This window comes from Streptomyces sp. NPDC001153 (genome assembly GCF_053598315.1).
In genome coordinates this window covers 155,517-178,298 of sequence record NZ_JBSFJZ010000015.1, presented here as the reverse complement: position 1 = coordinate 178,298, position 22,782 = coordinate 155,517, and the positions used below count along the sequence as shown (strand labels likewise).

Below are 22,782 nucleotides of genomic sequence, written 5' to 3'. Positions count from 1 at the left end.
GATGATGCGACGCCGTACCACCCTGCTCACCGGCTGTACCGCCCTCACCCTCGCCCTCGGCGCGACAGCCTGCGGCGGCGGCCCCGTCTCGGCCGGCGGCGGCGACAAGGCGCTCAGCGGCCAGACCGTCACCGTGGCCGGCGTCTGGACCGGCAGCGAGCAGAAGAACTTCCAGAAGGTCCTGGACGCGTTCACCGCGAAGACCGGCGCCAAGACGCAGTTCATCTCCACCGGCGACAACGTCTCCACCGTCGTCGGCAGCAAGATCGAGGGCGGCAACGCGCCCGACGTCGTGATGGTCCCGCAGGTCGGCGTCCTGCAGCAGTTCGCCAAGAAGGGCTGGCTCACGCCGCTGTCCCCGACCGCCCAGCAGACGGTCACCGCCGACTACGCACCCGTGTGGAAGAAGTACGGCAGCGTCGACGGCACCCTGTACGGCCTGTACTTCAAGGCCGCCCACAAGTCGACCGTCTGGTACAGCCCCGCCGCGCTCACCCAGGCCGGGGTCAAGCCGCCGAAGACGTACGACGAGCTGCTGAAGGCCGGGCACACCGTCTCCGACTCCGGGCTCGCCGCCTTCGCCGTCGCCGGTGAGGACGGCTGGACCCTCACCGACTGGTTCGAGAACATCTACCTCTCCCAGGCCGGACCCGAGAAGTACGACGCCCTCGCCGCGCACAAGCTGAAGTGGACCGACGCGTCCGTCGTCAAGGCGCTCACCACCCTCGGCAAGCTGTTCAAGGACAAGCAGCTCGTCGCCGGCGGCCAGAAGGAGGCCCTGAACACCGACTTCCCGAGCTCGGTGGAGAAGGTGTTCGGGCCCAAGCCCGAGGCCGGCATGGTCTACGAGGGCGACTTCGTCGCCGGCGTCGCGCACGACCAGTTCGGCAAGACCATCGGCAAGGACGCGAACTTCTTCCCGTTCCCGGCGGTCGACGGCGGCACGGCACCCGTCGTCAGCGGCGGTGACGCGGCCGTCGTGCTGAAGGACGGCAAGAACACCAAGGCCGGCATGAAGCTCCTGGAGTACCTGGCGAGCCCCGAGGCCGCGGCCGTATGGGCGAAGGCGGGCGGCTTCCTGTCCCCGAACAAGAAGCTCGACCTCGCCTCCTACGCCGACGACGTCACCCGCGCCACCGCCAAGTCCCTGATCGACGCGGGCGACTCGGTCCGCTTCGACATGTCCGACCAGGCCCCGGCGGCCTTCGGCGGCACCAAGGGCGCCGGCGAGTGGAAGCTGCTCCAGGACTTCCTGCGCGACCCGTCGGACCCGAAGGGCACCGCGGCGAAGCTGGAGTCCGCAGCCGCCCAGGCCTACCAGGGCTGACCGGCAGCGATCATGACCGCCACCACTCTTGTGAAACAGCAGGCGGGCCCGCGGGCCGCCGGCGAGGCGCGCGGGCGCCGCAGCCGGCGGCGCGCCCGGCTGATCGCCCTGCTCTTCGTCTTCCCCGCGCTGCTGCTGCTCGGCGCGCTCGTCGTCTACCCGGTGCTGTTCTCCGTCGGCCGCAGCTTCTTCGACGCCTCCGGCACCCGGTTCGTCGGCGGCGACAACTACGCCGAGATGTTCCGCGACCCGGCGACCCTGAAGGCCATCCGCAACACCGCCATCTGGGTGGTGGTGGCCCCGTCCCTGCTCACGGGCCTGGGCCTGATCCTGGCCGTCCTGGTGGAGAAGGTCCGCTGGGCCACCGCCTTCAAGCTCCTGCTCTTCATGCCGATGGCCGTGTCCTTCCTGGCCGCCGGCATCATCTTCCGGCTCGCCTACGACCAGGACCCGAACAAGGGCGTGCTGAACGCGGCCGCCGTCTCCGTCCACGACGCCTTCCAGGGCACGTCGTCGTACCCGACGGCGCGCGGCCGCGCGGGCCTGCTGACCCAGGACCGCGACGGCTCCTACCGCACGACCGCCGCCGCCGGCCACACGGTGACGCTCCCGATGGTCGGGGTGCTGCCCAAGGACCTGCCGAAGGGAGCCGAGCCCGCTGCCGCGGCGGCCTCTCGCAAGGCCGCGCCCGGCGAGCTGCGCGGTGTCGTCTACCTGGACTTCACCCCCGGCGGGGGCGGCAGGCAGGGCCAGGTCGACCCGAAGGAGAGCGGCCTGCCCGGCATGCGGGTCCAGGCGGTGCGCGACGGGCACACGGTCGCGAGCACGACCACCGCGGCCGACGGCTCCTTCCGCTTCGCCGGGCTGCGCGCGGGCTCGTACACGGTGGAACTGCCCGCGTCCAACTTCGCCCCGCCCTACCAGGGCGTCTCCTGGCTCGGCCCGACGCTGGTCACCCCGGCGATCATCGGCGCGTACCTGTGGATCTGGACCGGCTTCGCGATGGTGCTGATCGGCGCGGGCCTGTCGACGCTGCCCCGGGACGCGCTGGAGGCGGCCCGGATGGACGGCGCGAACGAGTGGCAGATCTTCCGCCGGATCACCGTCCCGCTGCTGGCCCCCGTGCTGACGGTCGTCTTCGTGACCCTCGTCATCAACGTGATGAAGGTCTTCGACCTCGTCTACATCATCGCGCCCGGGCCGGTGCAGGAGGACGCCACGGTGCTCGCCACCCAGATGTGGCTCGTGTCCTTCGGCGGCGGCAACAACCAGGGCCTCGGCAGCGCGCTGGGCGTGCTGCTCCTGCTCCTGGTGATCCCGGCGATGGTCTTCAACGTCCGCCGCTTCCGAAGGAGCCAGCGATGAACTCGGCGATGAACGCGATCAGGCGCGGCCTGGGCAACGGCGTGGTGCAGGCCTTCCTGGTGGTGATCGGCCTGGTCTGGCTGACCCCGCTCGCGGGCCTCTTCGTGTCCTCCCTGCGCTCGGCGCAGGACACCGCGAAGGGCGGCTGGTGGACGGCGCTCACCAGCCCCGGCCAGCTGTCCTTCGACAACTACTCGGCCCTGCTGAAGAACTCCGGCATGACGCAGGCCTTCTGGAACACGGTCCTGATCTCGGTGCCGGCCACGACCCTCGTCGTGGTCATCGCCGCCCTCGCCGGATACGCCTTCGCCTGGCTGGACTTCCCGCTGCGGGAGCCCCTCTTCCTGCTGGTGGTGGCCCTGTTGGTGGTGCCGGTGCAGATCGGACTGCTGCCGGTGGCCAAACTCTTCGGCGCGCTGGGCCTGTTCGGCACGATCCCCGGAGTCGTCCTCTTCCATGTGGCCTACGGCCTCCCCTTCGCCGTGTTCCTGCTCCGCAACTACTTCGCGGAGATGCCGAAGGAGATGCTGGAGGCGGCCCGGATGGACGGAGGCAGCGAGTGGCGCATCTTCACGCGGCTGGTCCTGCCGGTGGGGCGCCCGGCGATCGCCTCCCTCGCGATCTTCCAGTTCCTGTGGGTCTGGAACGACATGCTGGTGGCGTTGCTGTTCGCCGACAGCTCCTCGCAGCCGCTGACTGTTGAACTCCAGTCCCAGATCCGGCAGTTCGGCAGCAACATCGACGTCCTCGCCCCGGGGGCGTTCCTGTCCCTGATCGTGCCGGTGGTGGTGTTCTTCGCCTTCCAGCGGCACTTCGTCCAGGGCGTCATGGCGGGCTCGGTCAAGTGAGCGCGGCGGAACCACACCTCATCCGCACGCCCGCTGCACAACAAATTCATACCATCGGGCGATCAACAGGCGTGTCGGATGGCGTGAGCTGATAGGGAGATACCTCCAGGGGGCCGGGAAGGGTGGTCACCCCTGCGCCCGCTCAGGAGGTATCCACGGCATGGCCCAGCAGCCCCAGACCATGATGAAGACCGTCCTCGACGGATGGCGGAACTCTCTGCTGGACATGGGCGGGCGCAACCGGCTGCTGAACTTCCGTCATACCAGAACGGCCACGCTGGAGGTCGGCTCACCCGGCGCCGAGGCGGTGCTCGCGGACCTGGCCAGGGGATGGGAGTTCGCGCCGCTCCCGCAGAAGGCGCCGGGCGTGGGCCTGGAGAAGGCCGGCGACACGGCGGAGGGGAGCACCGGCCGGCAGCACCGCCCGGGACTCGTCACCCAGAAGACCACCCAGGCGGCGCTGGACTCCTCGCTGTACCAACTGCGCCAGAAGTCCGGCCAGATGTACAACGACTACGGCCTGTGGGTGCTCTGGCTGGGCGTCGGCATGCTCGACTGGCGGGAGGCCGACGCCCACGAGAGCAGCGCCGCGCCCCTGCTCCTGGTACCCGTCGAACTGCGCAGGGACGGCAACCGCCGCTACCGCCTGCACCCGGCGGAGGACCAGGAGCGCATCCACAACCCCGCGCTCGCGGTGAAACTGGACCGGCTCGGCGTCGACTGGACACCCGTCACCGCGACCGATGCCGCCGATCTGCCCGGCGTCCTCGCGGCGGCCCGCTCGGTCGCGGCCGGGCTGCAGGGGTGGGCGGTCGAGGAGCGCGTGGTCCTCGGGCTGTTCGCCTCCCACCGAGAGGCGATGTACCAGGACCTCCAGCAGAACGAGGAACGGATCCTCGCCCATCCGCTGGTGCGGGCCGTCGCCCTCGGGCCCGAGGCCGGCCTGCCCGACGACCTGACCGACTTCGAACCCCCCGACGCGGACCGCATCGACGACGTCCAGCTGCCCGAGCAGACCCCGCTCGTCCTCGACGCCGACGCCTCGCAGCGGCAGTGCATCGCCGCGGCCCTCGACGACCGGTCCTTCGTCATGAGCGGCCCGCCCGGCACCGGCAAGAGCCAGACCATCACCAACCTGATCGCCGCACTCATGCACGCCGGCCGCAGCGTGCTGTTCGTCAGCGAGAAGGCCGCCGCCCTCGACGTCGTACGCAACCGGCTGCGCGGGGTCGGGCTCGGTGACTTCGTCATGGCACTGCACAGCGGTGACACGAGCAAGAAGGCGGTGGCCACCGAACTCGCCCGGGTGCTCACCACCGAGGCCCGGGTCACCGGAGCCGCCGAGCACGAGCTGGCGCGCGCCCGGAAGCTGCGCACGGACCTGTCCGCGTACGCCGCCGCCATGAACGAGACCCGCGAACCCCTGGGGCGCAGTCTGCACGACGTCCTCGGCCGCCTGGTGCTGCTGGAGCAGTCCGACACCCCCGGCCTGCCGCTGGGCGCGGAGAACGCCAAGGTCGTCCGCACCCTGACCGCCGGCGGCCTGCAGGAACTCGCCGCCGCCGCGCAGACCGTCGCCCGAGCCTGGCGCCCCGCCGCCGAGGGCGAGTCCTTCCCCTGGCGGGGGCTGGCCGGCGGCTCCGAGCACCAGGTGGTCGCCGAGGCCGCCGACGCCCTCGGCGCCCTGCTGACGGCGGCCGGACGCCGCCCCTTCGCCGCCACCCAGGACGAGCCCCGTTCGGTGCGTGAGGTCCAGCAGCTCGTGCGCGGCCTGCGGGCCGGGCTCACCGGCCGTCCGGCGCAGCAGGAGGACGGCGGCCTGCCGGAGGACGTCACCACTCAGGTCGCTCAGCTCGCCGACCTGCTCGGCATGCCGAAGCCCGAGCGCGCCGAGACCGCGTTCGCCCTGTGCGAGCTGGCCGACCTGACGACGGCCGGCCACCGCCCGCTGCGCGGCTGGTTCGACACCGACACCCTGCGCTGGGCCCACGCGGCGGCCCGGGACCTGCGTACGGCCCTCGACGCGCAGGCCGTGGCCCGACAGGCGGCCGAGGACGTCTTCGGCGAACAGGTCCTCACCGCCACCGACCTGCCCGCCCTGGTGCGCCGCTTCGCCGAGCAGCACCGCGGACTCATGTCCCGCTTCTCGGCACAGTACAAGGAGGATCGTCAGCGAGTGGCCGGCCTGACCAGGGCCGGCACCTGGGACAAGGCGCTGGCCGGCCGGCTGGAGCAGGCGCTGGCCTGGCAGCAGGCCGCCGCCGAGGTGACGCGCCTGACCGGGGCGCACACCGCCCTGCTCGGCAGGTACACGCCGCACACCCCGGACGCGTGCGAGGAGCTGGACCGGGCCCTGGCGACGGCCGACCGCGTCGAGACGCTCGGCCGGGACGCCCAGCGCCGCGACCTGCTCGCCGACCGGCTGGCCGACCAGGCCGAACCCGACCGGCTCCCCGCCCTGCTCGCCGAGCACGTCCGCAGGTCGCTCGGCGCCTGGTGCGCGGCCGCCGAGACCCGGGCCGAGCGCTTCAACCGTGCCGTGACGGACCTGCTCGACCTCTTCGACACGGCCCGCCGTACCCGGCTGTCGCCCTCCCTGCTCGGTCCCCTGGACCAGGCCGAGCAGGCCATCCACACCCTGCTCGCCGACCCGGAGGGCCCCGAGGTGTGGCGCGCCCACCTCGACGGGCTCGCCGTCCTCGCCCGGCACGGGGCGGACGGCCTGGTCGCGGGCGCGGCCGAGCGCGGCCTCGACCCGTGGCGCCTGCCGGACATCGTCGAGCAGGCGCTGCTGCGCGCCTGGGCGGACGGCGTCCTCGCCGCCGACCCGCGCCTGCGCAGCACCCGCGCCGAGGACCTGGACGCGCGCGTGGCCGACTTCCAGGAGGCCGACCGGCGGCTGATCGCGGCCGCCGGGGGAGCGGTGACCGAGGCGTGCAACAAGCGCCGGCCCCGCAGCTTCGGCGGTGGCGGTGCGGCCGTCGTCATCCGGGAGGCCGAGAAGAAGACGCGGCACATGCCGGTGCGCGAACTGCTCGGCAGAGCCCGCGAAGTCGTGCAGGCCGTCAAGCCGTGCTTCATGATGAGCCCCCTGACGGTCAGTCAGTTCCTGCCGCCGGACTTCCAGTTCGACATCGTCGTCTTCGACGAGGCCTCCCAGGTCCGCCCCAGTGACGCGGTCAACTGCATCTACCGGGGCCGTACGCTGATCGTCGCCGGTGACGACAGGCAGTTGCCGCCGACCTCCTTCTTCGACTCCTCCGTCGACGACGACTCCGACGAGTACGCCGAGGACGTCCCGGACTCCTTCGAGTCCCTGCTGCAGGCCTGCAAGGCCGGCGCCATGCGGGAACTGCCGCTGCGCTGGCACTACCGCAGCCGCCACGAGAACCTGATCACCTTCAGCAACCACGAGTTCTACGACAACTCGATGATCACCTTCCCCGGGGCCCTCGACGAGGGCAACGGCGTCGGCGTCGCCTTCCTGAAGACCGACGGCGTCTACGACCGGGGACGGCGCCGGGACAACCGCGAGGAGGCGGAGTTCGTCGCCCGCCGGGTCCTGCACCACTTCGACACCCGCCCCGGAAGGAGCCTCGGCGTCGTCGCGCTCTCCCAGGCCCAGGCCTCCGCCATCGACCAGGCCGTGCAACAGGCCCGGCTGGCCCGCCCCGACCTCGACCACTGCTTCACCGAGGACCGCCTCGACGGGTTCTTCGTCAAGAACCTGGAGTCGGTGCAGGGCGACGAGCGCGATGTGATGATCATGTCCGTGGGCTACGGCCCCGACGAACACGGCAAGGTGGGGCTCAACTTCGGCCCGATCAACAAGAGCGGAGGCTGGCGCCGCCTCAACGTGGCGGTGACCCGCGCCCGTTACCGCATGGAGGTCGTGGCCTCCTTCCGCGCCGCCGGCCTGCCGGACAGCCCCAACGACAGCGTGCAGTACCTGAAGCGCTACCTCGACTACGCCGAGAACGGCCCGTCGATCCTCGCCCGGGACGTCGTGCAGACCGACGCCGAGCCGGAGAGCCCCTTCGAGGAGTCCGTCCTCGCGGTGCTGCGCGGCTGGGGCTACCAGGTGCAGCCCCAGGTCGGTGTCGCCGGATACCGCATCGACCTGGGCGTACGCCACCCGGAGCTGCCCGGCGCCTTCGCCCTCGGAGTCGAGTGCGACGGGGCCATGTACCACTCCGCCAAGGCCGCCCGGGACCGGGACCGGCTGCGTGAACAGGTCCTGAACGGGCTCGGCTGGCGGCTGCACCGCATCTGGGGCACCGACTGGTACCGAGGCCGGCCGGCCGCCGAACTGCGGCTGCGGGAAGCGGTCGAGCAGGCCGTCGCCCAAGGTCCGCTCACCACGGCGCCGGCCACGCCGAGGCCCGCCGCGGGGGAGGGGGCGGACACCGCACCGCCCTCGGGCGGCGACGAGCACGGCCGCATCCCGCGGCAGACGAGGGTGGAGTACGAACGCGTGCCCGTGGACACCGGGACCGCACGCGAGTGGAGCGTTGCCTACCGGGCCGGCGCCGTCACGGTCGTACCACGCCATGAACTGCACACCCCGGAGGCCCGGCCCGCCCTGCGCAAGGTGCTGGCGCAGATCATCGAGACCGAGGGCCCGATCCACGAGGACCTTCTGGTCCAGCGGGCGCGCGAGGCCTGGGGCGTCGGCCGCGCCGGCAGCCGCATCCGGGACAACGTCCGGGAGGTGGCCCGCGCCCTGGTCCGCTCCGGACAGGTCCGCGCGGACGACGCCTTCTACGATGTGACGGCCCGGGACGAGGCGAAGGCGCGGCACCCTCAGGACGGCACTCCGCCCCGCAAGATCCTCCACATCGCACCGGCCGAGCGGCACCGGGCGCTGTACGAGCTGGCCGCCGAATGCCCCGGCATGTCCGAGGACGAACTGATCAAGCAGGCCTGTGAGTTCTTCGGCTGGCGCCGGACCGGCAAGGACATCCGGGACCGCCTGGCCGCGGACCTCGCGGAACTGCGCCGGCGGGGCGAGCTCCACGGCGGGCCGGACCGGGTCAGCGCCGTGCGCCGCGCCGGCTAGCGACCTCAGGAGACAGCCGGCCCGCGACCTCGCGAAAAAACAGGGCGGCGGGGTCGAAACCCCGCCGCCCCGCGCTCAGCCGGGGCTCACGGCGAAGCCGGCGGATACAGCGACCTCGGCAGCTGCGAAGCCGCGGCGGCATCCAGCAGCCACAGCGTGCGCGAGCGGCCGTACGCCCCCGCCGCCGGGGCCTGGATCTCGCCCGCGCCCGACAGGGCGATGGCCGCGGCCTCCGCCTTGTCCTCGCCGGCCGCGAGCAGCCAGACCTCGCGGGCCGAACGGATCGCGGGGAGGGTGAGGGAGATCCGGGTCGGCGGCGGCTTGGGGGCGCCGTGGACGCCGATCACCGTGCGTTCCGTCTCCCGTACCCCCGGATGCTCCGGGAAGAGCGAGGCCACGTGGGTGTCCGGGCCGACACCCAGCATCAGCACGTCGAAGGTGGGCACCGAGCCGTGGTTCTCGGGTCCGGCCGCCTTCGCCAGCTCCGCCGCGTACGCCTCCGCCGCCGCGTCGACGTCCGTACCGTACGGGCCGTCGGAGGCGGGCATGGCGTGCACGCGCTCCGGGTCCAGCGGGACGGAGCCGAGCAGGGCCTCGCGGGCCTGCGTGACATTGCGCTCGGGGTCGCCCTCGGGGAGGTAGCGCTCGTCGCCCCACCACAGGTCGAGCCGGCCCCAGTCGATGGCGTCCCGGGCGGGGGCCGCCGCCAGCGCGGCCAGCAGGCCGTTGCCGTTGCGGCCGCCCGTGAGGACCACGGACGCGGTGCCCCGGGAGGCCTGCGCGTCCACGATCTTCGTGATCAGGCGGGCCGCGGCGGCCTGCGCCATCAGTTCCTTGTCGCGGTGGACGACCAGCTGCGGAGTGCTCACTTCGCCGCCGCCTTCCTCGCAGGTGCCTTCTTCGCGGTCTTGGCCGCCGCTCTCTTGGCCGGTGCCTTGGCCGCTTCCTCTTCCGGCCGGGGCTCGGCGACCGGCTCGCCCGCAGGCTGCTGCTCCGGAACCGTGTTCAGCCGCTCCACGCCGTAGCGCAGCGCCGACGCGTAGGTGTCGTCCGGGTCGAGCCGGCGCAGCTCCTCCGCGATCAGCTCGGCGGTCTCCCGCCGCTTCAGCGCCACCGCGCGGGCCGGCTGGCCCTCGATGGCCAGCGTGGCCAGCGTGCCGTCCGCGCGGTCCAGGACGATCGAGCCGCAGGTGGTGTCCATGCGGACCGCGGTGAGACCCGGGCCGCCCGACAGCGACCGCTTCACCGGTACGTCCAGCCGGTCCGCGAGCCACATCGCCAGCAGCTCACAGCTCGGGTTGAACTCCTCGCCCTCCACCTCGACGGCCCTCACCTCGCAGGTGACCTGGTCGAGTGCCGCCGCGAGCATGGAACGCCACGGCGTGATCCTCGTCCAGGACAGGTCGGTGTCGCCGGGCGTGTACGACGCGGCGCGGGCGGACAGCTCCCGCACCGGCTGCTCGGCGGCGTAGGTGTCGGTGACCCGGCGCTGGGCGAGCGCGCCCAGCGGGTCCTTCGCCGGGTCCAGCGGGGCGTTCACCGGCCACCACACCACCACCGGCGCGTCCGGCAGCAGCAGCGGCAGCACGACCGAGTCGGCGTGGCCCGCGACCTCGCCGTACAGGCGCAGCACGGCCGTCTCGCCGGTGCCCGCGTCCGCGCCCACCCGCACCTCGGCGTCGAGACGCGAGGACGTGCGGTCGCGCGGACCGCGGGAGACCCGCTTGATGACCACCAGCGTGCGCGAGGGGTGCTCGCGCGAGGCGTCGCCCGCGGCCTTCAGCGCGTCGTAGGCGTTCTCCTCGTCGGTGACGATGACGAGGGTCAGGACCATGCCGACGGCGGGGGTGCCGATGGCGCGGCGGCCCTGCACGAACGCCTTGTTGATGTCGCCGGCGGTGGTGTCGGTCAGGTCTGTCTTCATGGCCGGCGCCAGCTCCGTCCGTCTCGTGCGAGCATCTCGTCCGCCTCGGCGGGGCCCCAGGTGCCCGACTTGTACTGCGCGGGCCTGCCGTGCCTGTCCCAGTACTCCTCGATCGGGTCGAGGATCTTCCAGGACAGCTCGACCTCCTCCGTGCGCGGGAAGAGGTTGGCGTCGCCGAGCAGCACGTCCAGGATCAGACGCTCGTACGCCTCCGGGCTGGACTCCGTGAAGGACTCGCCGTAGGCGAAGTCCATGGAGACGTCCCGGATCTCCATCGAGGTGCCCGGCACCTTCGAACCGAAGCGCACGGTCACGCCCTCGTCCGGCTGGACGCGGATGACGATCGCGTTCTGGCCCAGCTCCTCCGTCGCCGTGGTGTCGAAGGGGGAGTGCGGGGCCCGCTGGAAGACGACGGCGATCTCCGTCACCCGGCGGCCCAGGCGCTTGCCGGTGCGCAGATAGAAGGGGACGCCCGCCCAGCGGCGGTTGTCGATGCCCAACTTGATCGCCGCGTACGTGTCGGTCTTCGACTTCGGGTCGATGCCCTCCTCTTCGAGGTAGCCGATGACCTTCTCGCCGCCCTGCCAGCCGGCCGCGTACTGCCCGCGCACGGTGCTGCGGCCCAGGTCCTTGGGCAGCCGTACGGCGCCGAGCACCTTCTCCTTCTCCGCGGCCAGCGCGTCCGCGTCGAAGGAGGCGGGCTCCTCCATGGCGGTCAGCGCCATGAGCTGGAGCAGGTGGTTCTGGATGACGTCACGGGCGGCGCCGATGCCGTCGTAGTAGCCGGCGCGGCCGCCGATGCCGATGTCCTCGGCCATGGTGATCTGCACGTGGTCCACGAAGGACCGGTTCCAGATCGGCTCGAACATCGTGTTGGCGAAGCGCAGCGCCAGGATGTTCTGGACGGTCTCCTTGCCGAGGTAGTGGTCGATGCGGAACACCTGGTCCGGCTCGAACACCTCGTGCACGACCTTGTTGAGCTCCTCGGCCGACTTCAGGTCGTGGCCGAACGGCTTCTCGATGACCGCGCGCCGCCAGGAACCGCCGCTCTGGTCGGCGAGGCCGTGCTTCTTCAGCTGCTGGATGACCACCGGGAAGGAGCGCGGCGGCACCGACAGGTAGAAGGCGAAGTTGCCGCTCGTGCCCTGTGCCTTGTCCAGCTCCTCGATGGTGGAGCGCAGCCGCTCGAACGCGTCGTCGTCGTCGAAGGTGCCCTGGACGAAGCGCATCCCCTGGATGAGCTGCTGCCAGACCTCCTCACGGAACGGCGTACGGGCGTGCGCCTTGACCGCGTCGTGGACCTCCTGCGCGAAGTCCTCGTTGGCCCACTCGCGGCGGGCGAAGCCCACCAGCGAGAAGCCCGGCGGCAGCAGACCCCGGTTGGCGAGGTCGTACACCGCGGGCATCAGCTTCTTGCGGGACAGGTCGCCCGTGACACCGAAGATGACCAGACCCGACGGCCCCGCGATACGCGGGAGCCGTCGGTCGGCCGGGTCACGAAGCGGGTTCGCTCCGGAACCGGTAAGGGGTGACAAGTCAGCCCTCCGAAGGGGCGAGGCGCTCGAGCTCCGCCTGGGTGGACTTCAGCAGGTCGTTCCAGGACGCCTCGAACTTCTCGACGCCCTCGTCCTCCAGCACCTGCACGACGTCGTCGTACGAGATGCCGAGGTTCTCCAGCGCGTCGAGGTCGGCACGCGCCTGCTCGTAGGTGCCGGCGACGGTGTCGCCGCTGATCTGGCCGTGGTCCTCGGTGGCCTCCAGCGTGGCCTCCGGCATGGTGTTGACCGTGTTCGGCGCGACCAGCTCGGTGACGTACAGGGTGTCCGGGTAGGCCGGGTCCTTCACGCCGGTCGACGCCCACAGCGGACGCTGCTTGTTGGCGCCCGCGTTCTCCAGCGCGCTCCAGCGGTCGGAGGAGAAGACCTCCTCGTACGCCTGGTAGGCGAGGCGCGCGTTGGCGACGGCGGCCTTGCCGCGCAGCGCCTTGGCCTCGTCGGTGCCGATGCCGTCCAGCCGCTTGTCGATCTCGGTGTCCACGCGGGACACGAAGAAGGACGCCACGGAGTGGATCAGCGAGATGTCGAGGCCGCGCTCCTTGGCCTTCTCCAGGCCCGAGAGGTAGGCGTCCATGACGGCCCGGTACCGCTCCAGGGAGAAGATCAGGGTGACGTTGACGCTGATGCCGAGGCCGATCGTCTCGGTGATCGCCGGCAGACCCGCCTTGGTGGCCGGGATCTTGATCAGGGTGTTGGGGCGGTCCACCAGCCAGGCCAGCTGCTTGGCCTCGGCGACGGTGGCCCTGGTGTTGTGCGCCAGGCGCGGGTCGACCTCGATGGAGACCCGGCCGTCCTTGCCGCCGGTGGCGTCGAAGACCGGGCGCAGGATGTCGGCGGCGTCGCGGACGTCCGCCGTGGTGATCATGCGGATGGCCTCTTCGACGGTGACCTTCCGGGCGGCCAGGTCGGCGACCTGCTGCTCGTAGCCGTCGCCGCTGCTGATCGCCTTCTGGAAGATCGTCGGGTTGGTGGTGACGCCCACGACGTGCTGCTGGTCGATCAGCTCGGCGAGGTTGCCGGACGTGATCCGCTTGCGCGACAGGTCGTCCAGCCAGATCGCGACGCCTTCGTCGGAGAGGCGCTTGAGTGCGTCTGTCATGGAATTACATCTCCTACGTGTCGTATATGAGCGTCAGCGCTGGGCGGCGGCGAGGGATTCCCGGGCCTTGGCGGCCACATTCTCGGCAGTGAAGCCGAACTCGCGGAAGAGCACCTTGCCATCGGCGGAAGCACCGAAGTGCTCCAGGGAAACGATGCGGCCGGCGTCCCCGACATAGCGGTACCAGGTCAGCCCGATGCCCGCCTCCACGGCCACACGGGCCCTGACGGACGGCGGGAGCACGGAGTCCCGGTACCCCTGGTCCTGCTCTTCGAACCACTCGACGGACGGCATCGACACGACACGCGTCGGGACGCCCTCGGCCTGGAGCTGCTCACGCGCCTCCACGGCCACGTGCACCTCGGAACCGGTGGCGATCAGGATCACCTGCGGCTCGCCGCCGTCGGCCTCGAACAGGACATAGCCGCCCTTGGCCGCGTCCTCGTTGGGCTCGTACACCGGCACGCCCTGGCGGGTGAGGGCGAGGCCGTGCGGCTGCCCCTTGCCGAACTCCTTGGTGTAGCGCCCCAGGATCTCGCGCCAGGCGATCGCGGTCTCGTTGGCGTCCGCCGGGCGGACGACGTTCAGACCGGGGATCGCGCGCAGCGAGGCCAGGTGCTCGACCGGCTGGTGGGTGGGGCCGTCCTCGCCGAGGCCGATGGAGTCGTGCGTCCACACGTACGTCACCGGCAGGTGCATCAGGGCCGACAGGCGCACCGCGTTGCGCATGTAGTCGGAGAAGACGAGGAACGTGCCGCCGTAGACACGGGTGTTGCCGTGCAGCGTGATGCCGTTCATCTCGGCGCCCATCGAGTGCTCGCGGATGCCGAAGTGGATGGTGCGGCCGTACGGCTTGGCCTCGGGCAGCGGGTTGCCCTCGGGCAGGAACGAGCTCTCCTTGTCGATGGTCGTGTTGTTCGACCCGGCGAGGTCGGCGGAGCCGCCCCACAGCTCGGGGATGACCGCGCCGAGAGCCTGCAGCACCTTGCCGGAGGCGGCACGCGTCGCGACGCCCTTGCCCGGCTCGAAGACCGGGATCTTCTCCTCCCAGCCGGCGGGCAGCTCGCCCTTGCTGATGCGGTCGAACTCGGCGGCCCGCTCGGGGTTGTCGTCGCGCCACTGCTGCAGGGACTTCTCCCACTCGGCCTTCGCCTGGGCGCCGCGCTCCAGGGCCTTGCGGGTGTGGGTGATCACCTCGTCCTCGACGGCGAAGGACCGCTCCGGGTCGAAGCCGAGGACGCGCTTGGTGGCCGCGACCTCTTCGGCTCCCAGCGCCGAGCCGTGCGCGGCCTCGGTGTTCTGGGCGTTGGGCGCCGGCCAGGCGATGATCGAGCGCATCGCGATGAAGGACGGCTTGTCCGTGACGGCCTTGGCCTTCTGGACGGCGTCGTAGACGGCGGCCGGGTCCAGGTCGCCGTTGGCCTGGGCCTCCACGCGCTGCACATGCCAGCCGTAGGCCTCGTACCGCTTGACGGTGTCCTCGGACACGGCCGTCTCGGTGTCGCCCTCGATCGAGATGTGGTTGTCGTCCCACAGCAGGATCAGGTTGCCGAGCTTCTGGTGGCCGGCCAGCGAGGAGGCCTCGGCGGAGATGCCCTCCTGGAGGCAGCCGTCACCGGCGATGCAGTAGATGAAGTGGTCGAAGGGCGACTCGCCCTGCGGGGCCTCGGGGTCGAACAGACCGCGCTCGTAGCGGGCGGCCATCGCCATGCCCACCGCGTTGGCGACACCCTGGCCGAGCGGACCCGTGGTGGTCTCGACGCCCTTGGTGTGCCCGTACTCCGGGTGGCCCGGGGTCTTCGAACCCCAGGTGCGGAAGGACTCCAGGTCCTGAAGCTCCAGGCCGAAGCCGGCCAGGTAGAGCTGTGTGTAGAGGGTCAGGGAGGAGTGGCCGGCGGACAGCACGAAGCGGTCGCGCCCGACCCACTCCGGGTCGGCCGGGTCGTGCCGCATCACCTTCTGGAAGAGGGTGTAGGCGGCCGGGGCCAGGCTCATCGCCGTACCGGGATGGCCGTTGCCGACCTTCTGTACGGCGTCGGCGGCCAGGACACGGGCGGTGTCCACGGCCCGCTGGTCCAGCTCGGTCCACTCAAGGTCTGTGGTGGTCGGCTTGGTGCTCACCCTGGGTCAGGGCTCCTCTCCACATGTCGGTCGCCGGTCTTCGGGGCATGCCCCCACCCGGCCGCCGGCGCGCTTGCCGCCCGCCGGCCGCTGACGAGCCTACCCTCGCGAGGACGTGCATTTTTTCGAGTGTTTCCAGACTGCCGGGACTCTGTCGGATCCGCCTCCCGACTGGCCGAGAAGCCATGTGGCACATGAATACGGACGCTGACATCTGAGCGCTCAATCGAGGGGTGGGTCCCCTCTTATGGGGCGTGCGCCAACACGACCCCACCCCCGCGAAGGCCGGGGTATGGGCAACGTCTAAAGTGGCGTGGTACGCGCGAGCCTTTACCGGGACTTCACACGGGGAGGCTTGCTGGGATGTCTCTGTCAGGGGTGTGCGTGACGGCCGTCGAATCCCGTCCAGCGGGCTTGCTCGGTGGTGCGAGCCAGGGCCCGGTTCACCGGCCGTTCGGGGCCCGTGTCAAGGCGTTCGTGGCGCTGACCAAGCCGCGGATCATCGAGCTGCTGCTCATCACCACCGTTCCGGTGATGTTCCTGGCGCAGCAGGGCGTGCCCGACCTCGGGCTGGTCCTGCTGACCTGCGTCGGCGGCTACCTCTCGGCGGGCGGCGCCAACGCGCTGAACATGTACATCGACCGGGACATCGACGCCCTGATGGACCGCACCTCGCAGCGGCCGCTGGTGACCGGCATGGTCAGCCCGCGCGAGTGCCTCGCCTTCGGCATCACCCTCGCGGTCGTCTCGACGCTCCTGTTCGGCTTCACCGTCAACTGGCTGTCCGCCTGGCTCTCCCTCGGGGCACTCCTCTTCTACGTCGTCGTCTACACGATGATCCTCAAGCGGCGTACGGCGCAGAACATCGTGTGGGGCGGCATCGCGGGCTGCATGCCCGTGCTCATCGGCTGGTCGGCCGTGACGGACTCGCTCTCCTGGGCGCCCGTCATCCTGTTCATGGTGATCTTCTTCTGGACCCCGCCGCACTACTGGCCGCTGTCCATGAAGGTCAAGGACGACTACGCGCGCGTGGGCGTGCCGATGCTGCCGGTCATCGCGTCCAACAAGGTCGTCGCCAAGCAGATCGTCATCTACAGCTGGGTGATGGTCGCCGTGTCCCTGCTCCTCACCCCGCTCGGCTACACCGGCTGGTTCTACACGGCCGTCGCGCTGGCCGCCGGCGGATGGTGGCTGTGGGAGGCGCACGCGCTGCAGAACCGGGCCAGGGCCGAGGTCACGGGCGTGAAGCTGAAGGAGATGCGGCTGTTCCACTGGTCGATCACCTATGTGTCGCTGCTGTTCGTGGCGATCGCGGTGGACCCGTTCCTGCGCTGACACACGGCGGGCGTACGTCACAGAGACCTGCTCTCGCCAGCTGATCTACCCGCGAGTAGCATCCTGGCCATGGCAGACACGCAGCAGGTTGACGCGAGGGCCGAGCGCAAGGCCGCGAAGCTCGCCCGGGAGATCACCGCCTTCTCCAAGGCGCACGGCGGCGCCGAGGGCCAGGTGGCCTACATCGGCGAGCGCGGCGCCCGCATCGTCCTCGTGGGCGAGGACGGCGGCTGGGGCGACCTCGTCGCACCCACGTACGCCATCGCCGAGCAGGCGGTGGAGAAGGCCGGCATCACGCGCCACGAGTCCTTCGACGGCGAGTTCGCGGCGAAGGTGAAGACGGGTTCGTACGAATGGAAGCGCATGGCCGGCATCCAGATCGGCGGTTGACCGGCGCGCCCGGAGGGGCGCGGGGCCGTATCGATATGCGGCTCCGCCGCGATGGGGGTCCCCCCGGTTCCAGCGAAGCCGAGAATTTGGGGGAGCGACCGGCCACGTACGGTCCGAAGTCGCCAAATAACCCGCAGCCCCGAGCTCATCCGCGACCTCGAACCGTGTTCACCCGTTAGGCCGTGCGGGCCAGCGCAGCGCCCACGCGTCTGACGGGGAGTCCGGATGATCGAAACGCCGTCCCTCGTGGACCAGTACTGCCACGGAGTGCTCCGCACGGAATTGGGCCTCGGCACCTTCGAGGCCCAACTCGCCCGCACCGAGGGCCCACCCGCACCGGGCACCACCCTCTTCGACACCCAGACGGGATTCGCCGTACGGCGCTGGTGCCCGCCCCTGCTCGGCCTGGAGCCGCACTGCCCGCCCGCCCGCTATCTGGCCCGGCGCCGGGAACTGGGCGTCCTGGAGACGGGCCGCAGGCTGCTGCGCGGCAGCGGCATCACCGCCTACCTCGTCGACACCGGCCTGCCCGGCGACCTCACCGGCCCCGCCGAGCTGGCCTCCGCCGGTTCCGCCCAGGCCCACGAGATCATCCGGCTCGAGCAGCTCGCGGAGCAGGTCGCCGACACCTCCGGCACCGTCGAGTCCTTCCTCGCCAACCTCGCCGAGTCGGTGCACGGCGCCGCCGCGAACGCGGTCGCCTTCACCTCCGTCGCGGGGCTGGGGCACGGCCTGGCGCTCGCGCCCGAGCCGCCGGGGCCGGGGGAGGTGCGGGGCGCGGCGGGCCGCTGGCTGGCCGGGCGGCGGGTCGGCGGGCCGCTCACCGACCCCGTGCTGCTCCGGCACCTGCTGTGGATCGCCGTGGCCTCCGGCCGCCCGCTCCAGCTGCACGCCGGGCTCGGCGAGCCGAGCTCCCGCATCGACCGTACGGACCCCGTGCTGCTCACCGACTTCGTGCGGGCCACGGCCGGCCTCGGCACGGACCTGATCCTGCTGCACGGCTACCCGTACCACCGGCACGCCGCCCATCTGGCCGGGGTCTTCCCGCACGTCTACACCGACTCCGGCGCCGCACTCGTGCGCACCGGAGCCCGCGCGGCCACCGTGCTCGCCGAGATCCTGGAGCTGGCCCCGTTCGGCAAGATCCTCTTCTCCACGGGCGCGCACGGCCTGCCCGAGTTGCACGTCGTGGGCGCCCGGCTGTTCCGCGAGGCCCTGGGCCGGGTCCTGGGCACCTGGGTCGCCGAGGGCGCCTGGTGTCTGGAGGACGCTCAGCGGGTGGCCCGGATGGTCGCGGCGGACAACGCGCGCCGGGTGTACGGGCTGGAGTGAGCTGTCCAGACTGGGCGGATGCCGACCACATCGCTGCTCGACCGGTTCCTCGACGGACTCACGCCGCTACGGCCCCGCGCGGTATGGGCCCACGGCTCGCTGGCCGGCGGTGACTATCAGGAAGGCCGCAGCGACCTGGACCTGATCGCCGTACTGCCGGGCCCGGTGCGCCTCGGGAGCGTACGGCGGGTGGTGGCCCTGCACCGGCGGCTGCGGGCCGAACCCCTCGCCCCGAAACTCCACTGCAGCTATGTCACCCCGGCCACCCTGGGCGACCCGGACCGCTCGCACCTCACCTGGGCCCACGGACGCGTGCTGCGCCGCCCGGTCACCCCCGTCACCCGGCGCGAGCTGCACGACTTCGGGCGGGTGCTGTACGGCGGATCCCCGGCCGGACTGCTCCCGCCGGTGCCGGAGCGGCAGCTGCACGACTTCGCCGTACGGGACCAGCGGGACCACTGGCGCCCGGCGGTGGACAAGGCTCGGCTGTGGCGGCAGGACGTGTGGGTGGACCTGGGCCTGCTCACCTTCGCCCGGGCCACCGTGACCCTGCGCGACGGGCGGCTGGTCTCCAAGCGGGAGGCGCTCGCCGAACTCCCGGCGCTCGGCGCTCCTGTCGAGGTCGTCGAGGACATCGCCCGTCGGCGCTACGACGACGACCCCGCCCCGGCGGCCCAGGACTGGCGCGACCGCCGCGCCGAGCTGACCCGCGCCTACCTCGGCCCGGCGATCGACGCGCTGGTCACCGCCTACGGGTGACTCACGCGCGCGTGCCCACCGTCGCCTCGGCCGAGGGGCCGGGCAGTTCCAGGGCGGCCTCCGGGCGTTCGCGCAGGGCCAGCAGGACGCGCAGGACGCCGATCCACACCAGGCACGAGCCGAGCATGTGCAGGCCCACCAGCAACTCGGGCAGGTGGGTGAAGTACTGCACGTAACCGATCACACCCTGGCCGAGCAGGATCAGGAACAGATCGCGGGTGCGGGCGAGCGGCCCCTTCGGCGCGTCCACCGCCTTCAGCACGAACCACAGCGCGAACGTCAGCGTCACCACGATCCAGGCGAGCACCGCGTGCAGCTTGGCCACGGTCTCCCAGTCGATGGGGATTCGCTTGACGTCGCTGGAGTCACCCGCGTGCGGCCCGGCCCCGGTCACCACCGTGCCGACCGCGATGAGCAGCAGGGACGCCGCCACCAGGAACCACACCAGCTGTTCCACGGCCTTGCCGGTCAGCGGCCGGGGCGCGCCGTCGCCCTCGCGGGTGCGCTGCCACATCACCGCGGCGACGGTGGTCAGGGCCGTCGCCAGCAGGAAGTGGGCCGCGACGGTGTACGGGTTGAGGCCCACGAGCACCACGATGCCGCCGAGGATCGCGTTGCTCATCACCAGCCAGAACTGCGCCCAGCCCAGCCGGGTCAGGCTGCGCCGGTACGGCTTCTCGGAGCGGGCGGCGATGATCGCCCAGCCGACCGCGGCGCACAGCACGTACGTCAGCATGCGATTGCCGAACTCGATCGCGCTGTGGTAGCTCAGCGCGGTCGTCGGCGTGAGGGAGCCGTCGGTGCACTCGGGCCAGGTCGGGCAGCCGAGGCCGGAGCCGGTCAGGCGGACGGCGCCGCCGGTGACGACGATGACCACCGACATCACGAGCGCGGCGAGGGCCGCCCGCCGGACCGTCCGGGGGGAGGGGGTCCAGCGTTCGGCGATGAAGGCGAGCGGGTTGCGCACGGCCGCTGCGGCGTCGGCGGGGTTCAGCTTGGGCACGCCCACCATCGTAGGCCGCCGCTTGTGCATGCTTTCACGAGGGTCCACCGTGACCGCTCACTCCCAGCGGAAGAACGTGCCCGCCGCGGCCAGCCCGACGACCGCCCACCCCGCGAGGATCCCCAGGTCGCCCCACGGCATCCCGGTGCCGTGCTGGAGCACGTCCCGCAGGCCGCCGGAGAGCGCGGAGATGGGCAGCAGTCCGAGCACGTGCTGTGCGGCCGGGCCGAACTTCTCCAGCGGCACGATGACCCCGCCGCCGACCAGCAGGAGCAGGAAGACCAGGTTGGCGGCGGCCAGGGTCGCCTCCGCCTTCAGCGTGCCCGCCATCAGCAGGCCGAGGCCGGAGAAGGCGGCCGTACCCAGGATCAGCAGGAGCAGGACGGCGGCCACGCTTGTAAATGTTCCGGCGCCGTGCGGGTTCCAGCCCAGCGCGAAGGCGATCACCGTCAGCAGGATCACCTGAAGGACCTCGGTGACCAGCACGGACGCGGTCTTCGCGGTCATCAGGCCCCAGCGGGGCAGCGGCGAGGAGGCGAGCCGCTTGAGCACGCCGTAGCGGCGCTCGAAGCCGGTCGCGATGGCCTGACCGGTGAACGCCGTCGACATCACGGCCAGCGCCAGGATGCCCGGGGCGAGGAAGTCGACCGCCCTGCCCTTGCCGGTGTCCACGATGCCCACCGAGCTGAAGAGCACCAGCAGCAGGGTCGGGATGACCACGGTCAGCAGCAGCTGCTCGCCGTTGCGCAGCAGCATCCTCGTCTCCAGCGCCGCCTGCGCCGCGATCATGCGAGGGAGGGGCGCCGCGCCCGGCTTGGGGGTGTATGTACCGGTTGCAGTCGTCACGAGCGCAGCTCCTTGCCCGTCAGCTCCAGGAAGACGTCCTCCAGCGTGTGCCGCTCCACCGAGATCCTCTCCGGCATCACTCCGTGCTGGGCGCACCAGGAGGTCACGGTGGCCAGCAGCTGCGGGTCGACCTTGCCGACGACCCGGTAGGCACCCGGGGTGAGCTCGGCGGCCGTGCAGTCGGCCGGGAGGGCCTTCAGCAGGGAGCCCACGTCGAGTCCGGGGCGGCCGGTGAAGCGCAGGGTGTTCTCGGCGCCGCCCTTGCACAGCTCCTCCGGGGAACCCTGGGCGATGACCCGGCCGCCGTCGATGACCGCCACGTCGTCGGCGAGCTGCTCGGCCTCCTCCATGTAGTGGGTGGTGAGGATCACCGAGACCCCGTCGGCGCGCAGGTCCTTCACCAGGTCCCAGGTGGCCCGGCGGGCCTGCGGGTCCAGGCCGGCCGTCGGCTCGTCCAGGAACACCAGCTCCGGGCGCCCGACGACGGCCATGGCGAGCGCGAGGCGCTGCTGCTGGCCGCCGGACAGCCGCCGGTAGCCGGTCCGGCCGCAGCTGCCCAGGCCCAGCCGCTCGATCAGGGCGTCCACGTCCAGCGGGTGCGCGTGCAGCTTCGCGACGTGTCTGAGCATCTCGTCGGCCCGGGCGCCGGAGTACACGCCGCCGGACTGGAGCATCACACCGATACGGGGACGCAGCTCGGCGGACTGGCGTACGGGGTCGAGGCCCAGGACGCGCACCGTGCCGGAATCCGGCTTCCGGTACCCCTCGCAGGTCTCGACCGTCGTCGTCTTCCCCGCCCCGTTGGGACCGAGTACGGCGGTCACGCCCGCTTCGGCCACCAGGTCGAGGCCGTCCACCGCGGTCTTCGTGCCGTACCGCTTCACCAGGGCCTGGACCTGGACCACGGGCTCACTTCGCATGGTCCCAGAGTCTAGGGAGACCGCTTGCCGTCCGGACCGGCGGGTAGGCGCACTCACTCTTCCCGGGGGCGGTGTACCGGGAGCCACCCCTCGGCGTAGGCCACCGCGTCCGCCACCGGGAACAGCCGGGCGTCCGCCGCGCCCACCTTCCCGCGCACGACGGTCCGGTCCCGCTCGAAGTCGTGCCCCAGCTCGTCGAACCGGTCGGAGTCGATCGACACCTCGACCACCGTCTCCCAGCCACCCCCGGGAGCGGGCCGCCCGACCTCGACCAGCGGGGCGGGTATCCGGTACTCGGCCAGGTGGAAGGCGGTGCAGGAGTCGTAGCCCGCGCCGAGCAGCAGGACCCGGGCGCCCAGCTTCTCCAGCCGGGCCAGCGGGCTCCGCTCGCCGAGTCGGCAGTCGGGGGCGTGGCCGTCGGTGATCTCCCGCGCGCGGGGGCCGAGGGCCGCGAACGAGGTGTGCGGGTGCGCGCTGCGCAGGGCGCCCGGCCAGGTCCGTACGGTCTCGGGGATCACGCCGACCCCGCGCGTGGGGGTGATCAGCGGGTCGTACGGCGGCATGGTGGCCCGGATGCGGTCCCACCACTCCCGGGGCACGGGCGGCCTGCACCACAGCGCGGGGTCCGACAGGTCGGCCGACTGGGCGGGGACGACGAGCGTGCCCGAGGGGCCGAGGGCGTCGAGCAGTCCCTGGACGACCGCGACGGTTCCGCCGTTCACCCAGCCGAGAGAGCTGAGCGAGGAGTGGACGAGCAGGGTTTCACCGGTCTCGACACCCAGAAGGCGTAGCTGTGCGGCGAGGATGTCGCGGGTGACAAGAGGGCCGGTCGGAGGGGGTGTCGGCATGGTTCGCGAGTCTTCCGGACGGACCCGCCCGCCGCCACCGAATTGCCTGC

At 71.7% G+C, this 22,782-nt stretch carries 17 protein-coding genes; 8 read left to right on the top strand and 9 right to left on the bottom strand.

What is annotated here, in order from left to right:
• The first annotated feature begins 1 nt into the window (after nt 1).
• From ACWDEN_RS19410 to ACWDEN_RS19395, 4 genes are all read left to right on the top strand, one after another.
• Nucleotides 2-1,327 carry an ABC transporter substrate-binding protein gene (locus ACWDEN_RS19410; protein ID WP_450859749.1) on the top strand — a complete coding sequence of 442 codons (1,326 nt, stop codon included), beginning with the start codon at nt 2-4 and terminating at the stop codon, nt 1,325-1,327.
• A gap of 12 nt (nt 1,328-1,339) precedes the next feature.
• Nucleotides 1,340-2,692 (top strand): ABC transporter permease subunit, encoded by a 1,353-nt coding sequence (locus ACWDEN_RS19405; RefSeq protein WP_351620051.1) that lies wholly within the window; start codon nt 1,340-1,342, stop codon nt 2,690-2,692.
• Nucleotides 2,693-2,700: 8 nt separating this feature from the next.
• Entirely contained in the window at nt 2,701-3,540 is an 840-nt protein-coding gene (locus ACWDEN_RS19400) for a carbohydrate ABC transporter permease (RefSeq protein ID WP_351620085.1), read from the top strand.
• A gap of 160 nt (nt 3,541-3,700) precedes the next feature.
• Nucleotides 3,701-8,599: a DUF3320 domain-containing protein gene (locus ACWDEN_RS19395; protein ID WP_450859737.1), complete on the top strand. Its 4,899-nt coding sequence runs from the start codon at nt 3,701-3,703 to the stop codon at nt 8,597-8,599.
• An 86-nt stretch (nt 8,600-8,685) separates the two neighbouring features.
• Here the strand turns inward: ACWDEN_RS19395 and pgl are convergent, their stop codons facing one another.
• From pgl to tkt, 5 genes are read right to left on the bottom strand one after another with little or no spacing between them, the layout of a single operon-like run.
• The gene (gene pgl / locus ACWDEN_RS19390) at nt 8,686-9,468 is read right to left on the bottom strand and encodes a 6-phosphogluconolactonase (RefSeq protein WP_351604931.1); all 783 of its coding nucleotides are present in this window, start codon (nt 9,466-9,468) and stop codon (nt 8,686-8,688) included.
• Nucleotides 9,465-10,523 carry a glucose-6-phosphate dehydrogenase assembly protein OpcA gene (opcA, locus tag ACWDEN_RS19385; RefSeq protein WP_351604934.1) on the bottom strand — a complete coding sequence of 353 codons (1,059 nt, stop codon included), beginning with the start codon at nt 10,521-10,523 and terminating at the stop codon, nt 9,465-9,467. The genes pgl and opcA overlap by 4 nt, the downstream gene beginning before the upstream one ends.
• The gene (zwf, locus tag ACWDEN_RS19380; protein WP_351604937.1) at nt 10,520-12,058 is read right to left on the bottom strand and encodes a glucose-6-phosphate dehydrogenase; all 1,539 of its coding nucleotides are present in this window, start codon (nt 12,056-12,058) and stop codon (nt 10,520-10,522) included. The genes opcA and zwf overlap by 4 nt, the downstream gene beginning before the upstream one ends.
• 1 nt (nt 12,059) lies before the next feature.
• Nucleotides 12,060-13,178, bottom strand: coding sequence for a transaldolase (gene tal / locus ACWDEN_RS19375; protein WP_351604940.1), 1,119 nt, complete (start codon nt 13,176-13,178; stop codon nt 12,060-12,062).
• Nucleotides 13,179-13,211: 33 nt separating this feature from the next.
• Nucleotides 13,212-15,299, bottom strand: coding sequence for a transketolase (gene tkt, locus ACWDEN_RS19370; protein ID WP_351604942.1), 2,088 nt, complete (start codon nt 15,297-15,299; stop codon nt 13,212-13,214).
• Between the two features lie 378 nt (nt 15,300-15,677).
• Between tkt and ACWDEN_RS19365 the strand changes: the two genes are divergently transcribed.
• The 4 genes from ACWDEN_RS19365 to ACWDEN_RS19350 all read left to right on the top strand — a co-directional run bounded on the left by ACWDEN_RS19365 (nt 15,678) and on the right by ACWDEN_RS19350 (nt 19,115).
• Entirely contained in the window at nt 15,678-16,634 is a 957-nt protein-coding gene (locus ACWDEN_RS19365; RefSeq protein ID WP_450859748.1) for a heme o synthase, read from the top strand.
• A 69-nt stretch (nt 16,635-16,703) separates the two neighbouring features.
• Nucleotides 16,704-17,024, top strand: a complete 321-nt coding sequence (locus ACWDEN_RS19360; protein WP_450859736.1) for a hypothetical protein — start codon at nt 16,704-16,706, stop codon at nt 17,022-17,024.
• Nucleotides 17,025-17,249: 225 nt separating this feature from the next.
• On the top strand, nt 17,250-18,356 hold the full coding sequence (locus tag ACWDEN_RS19355) for an amidohydrolase family protein (RefSeq protein WP_351604951.1): 1,107 nt from the start codon (nt 17,250-17,252) through the stop codon (nt 18,354-18,356).
• 18 nt (nt 18,357-18,374) lie between these two features.
• Nucleotides 18,375-19,115: an aminoglycoside adenylyltransferase domain-containing protein gene (locus ACWDEN_RS19350; RefSeq protein ID WP_450859735.1), complete on the top strand. Its 741-nt coding sequence runs from the start codon at nt 18,375-18,377 to the stop codon at nt 19,113-19,115.
• A gap of 1 nt (nt 19,116) precedes the next feature.
• Here ACWDEN_RS19350 and ACWDEN_RS19345 read toward each other — a convergent pair whose 3' ends face one another.
• Genes ACWDEN_RS19345 through ACWDEN_RS19330 form a run of 4 tightly spaced genes read right to left on the bottom strand, consistent with a single transcriptional unit; the run spans nt 19,117 to nt 22,732 of the window.
• Entirely contained in the window at nt 19,117-20,127 is a 1,011-nt protein-coding gene (locus ACWDEN_RS19345; protein ID WP_450859747.1) for a COX15/CtaA family protein, read from the bottom strand.
• Nucleotides 20,128-20,175: 48 nt separating this feature from the next.
• Complete coding sequence (locus ACWDEN_RS19340) at nt 20,176-20,907, bottom strand: ABC transporter permease (protein WP_450859746.1); 732 nt, start codon at nt 20,905-20,907, stop codon at nt 20,176-20,178.
• Nucleotides 20,908-20,960: 53 nt separating this feature from the next.
• Complete coding sequence (locus ACWDEN_RS19335) at nt 20,961-21,884, bottom strand: ABC transporter ATP-binding protein (protein ID WP_351604955.1); 924 nt, start codon at nt 21,882-21,884, stop codon at nt 20,961-20,963.
• A gap of 53 nt (nt 21,885-21,937) precedes the next feature.
• Nucleotides 21,938-22,732 carry an aminoglycoside N(3)-acetyltransferase gene (locus ACWDEN_RS19330; protein ID WP_450859734.1) on the bottom strand — a complete coding sequence of 265 codons (795 nt, stop codon included), beginning with the start codon at nt 22,730-22,732 and terminating at the stop codon, nt 21,938-21,940.
• Nucleotides 22,733-22,782: the final 50 nt, after the last annotated feature.

What these genes read in the sequence shown, in the direction of transcription:
- ACWDEN_RS19400 (WP_351620085.1), top strand. Translation starts at nt 2,701, where the DNA reads ATGAACGCGATCAGGCGCGGCCTGGGCAACGGCGTGGTGCAGGCCTTC.
- ACWDEN_RS19410 (WP_450859749.1), top strand. Translation starts at nt 2, where the DNA reads ATGATGCGACGCCGTACCACCCTGCTCACCGGCTGTACCGCCCTCACC.
- ACWDEN_RS19340 (WP_450859746.1), bottom strand. Translation starts at nt 20,907, where the DNA reads ATGATCGCGGCGCAGGCGGCGCTGGAGACGAGGATGCTGCTGCGCAAC.
- ACWDEN_RS19405 (WP_351620051.1), top strand. Translation starts at nt 1,340, where the DNA reads ATGACCGCCACCACTCTTGTGAAACAGCAGGCGGGCCCGCGGGCCGCC.
- tal (WP_351604940.1), bottom strand. Translation starts at nt 13,178, where the DNA reads ATGACAGACGCACTCAAGCGCCTCTCCGACGAAGGCGTCGCGATCTGG.
- ACWDEN_RS19355 (WP_351604951.1), top strand. Translation starts at nt 17,250, where the DNA reads ATGATCGAAACGCCGTCCCTCGTGGACCAGTACTGCCACGGAGTGCTC.
- ACWDEN_RS19345 (WP_450859747.1), bottom strand. Translation starts at nt 20,127, where the DNA reads ATGGTGGGCGTGCCCAAGCTGAACCCCGCCGACGCCGCAGCGGCCGTG.
- opcA (WP_351604934.1), bottom strand. Translation starts at nt 10,523, where the DNA reads ATGAAGACAGACCTGACCGACACCACCGCCGGCGACATCAACAAGGCG.
- ACWDEN_RS19330 (WP_450859734.1), bottom strand. Translation starts at nt 22,732, where the DNA reads ATGCCGACACCCCCTCCGACCGGCCCTCTTGTCACCCGCGACATCCTC.
- ACWDEN_RS19360 (WP_450859736.1), top strand. Translation starts at nt 16,704, where the DNA reads ATGGCAGACACGCAGCAGGTTGACGCGAGGGCCGAGCGCAAGGCCGCG.
- ACWDEN_RS19350 (WP_450859735.1), top strand. Translation starts at nt 18,375, where the DNA reads ATGCCGACCACATCGCTGCTCGACCGGTTCCTCGACGGACTCACGCCG.
- ACWDEN_RS19395 (WP_450859737.1), top strand. Translation starts at nt 3,701, where the DNA reads ATGGCCCAGCAGCCCCAGACCATGATGAAGACCGTCCTCGACGGATGG.
- ACWDEN_RS19335 (WP_351604955.1), bottom strand. Translation starts at nt 21,884, where the DNA reads ATGCGAAGTGAGCCCGTGGTCCAGGTCCAGGCCCTGGTGAAGCGGTAC.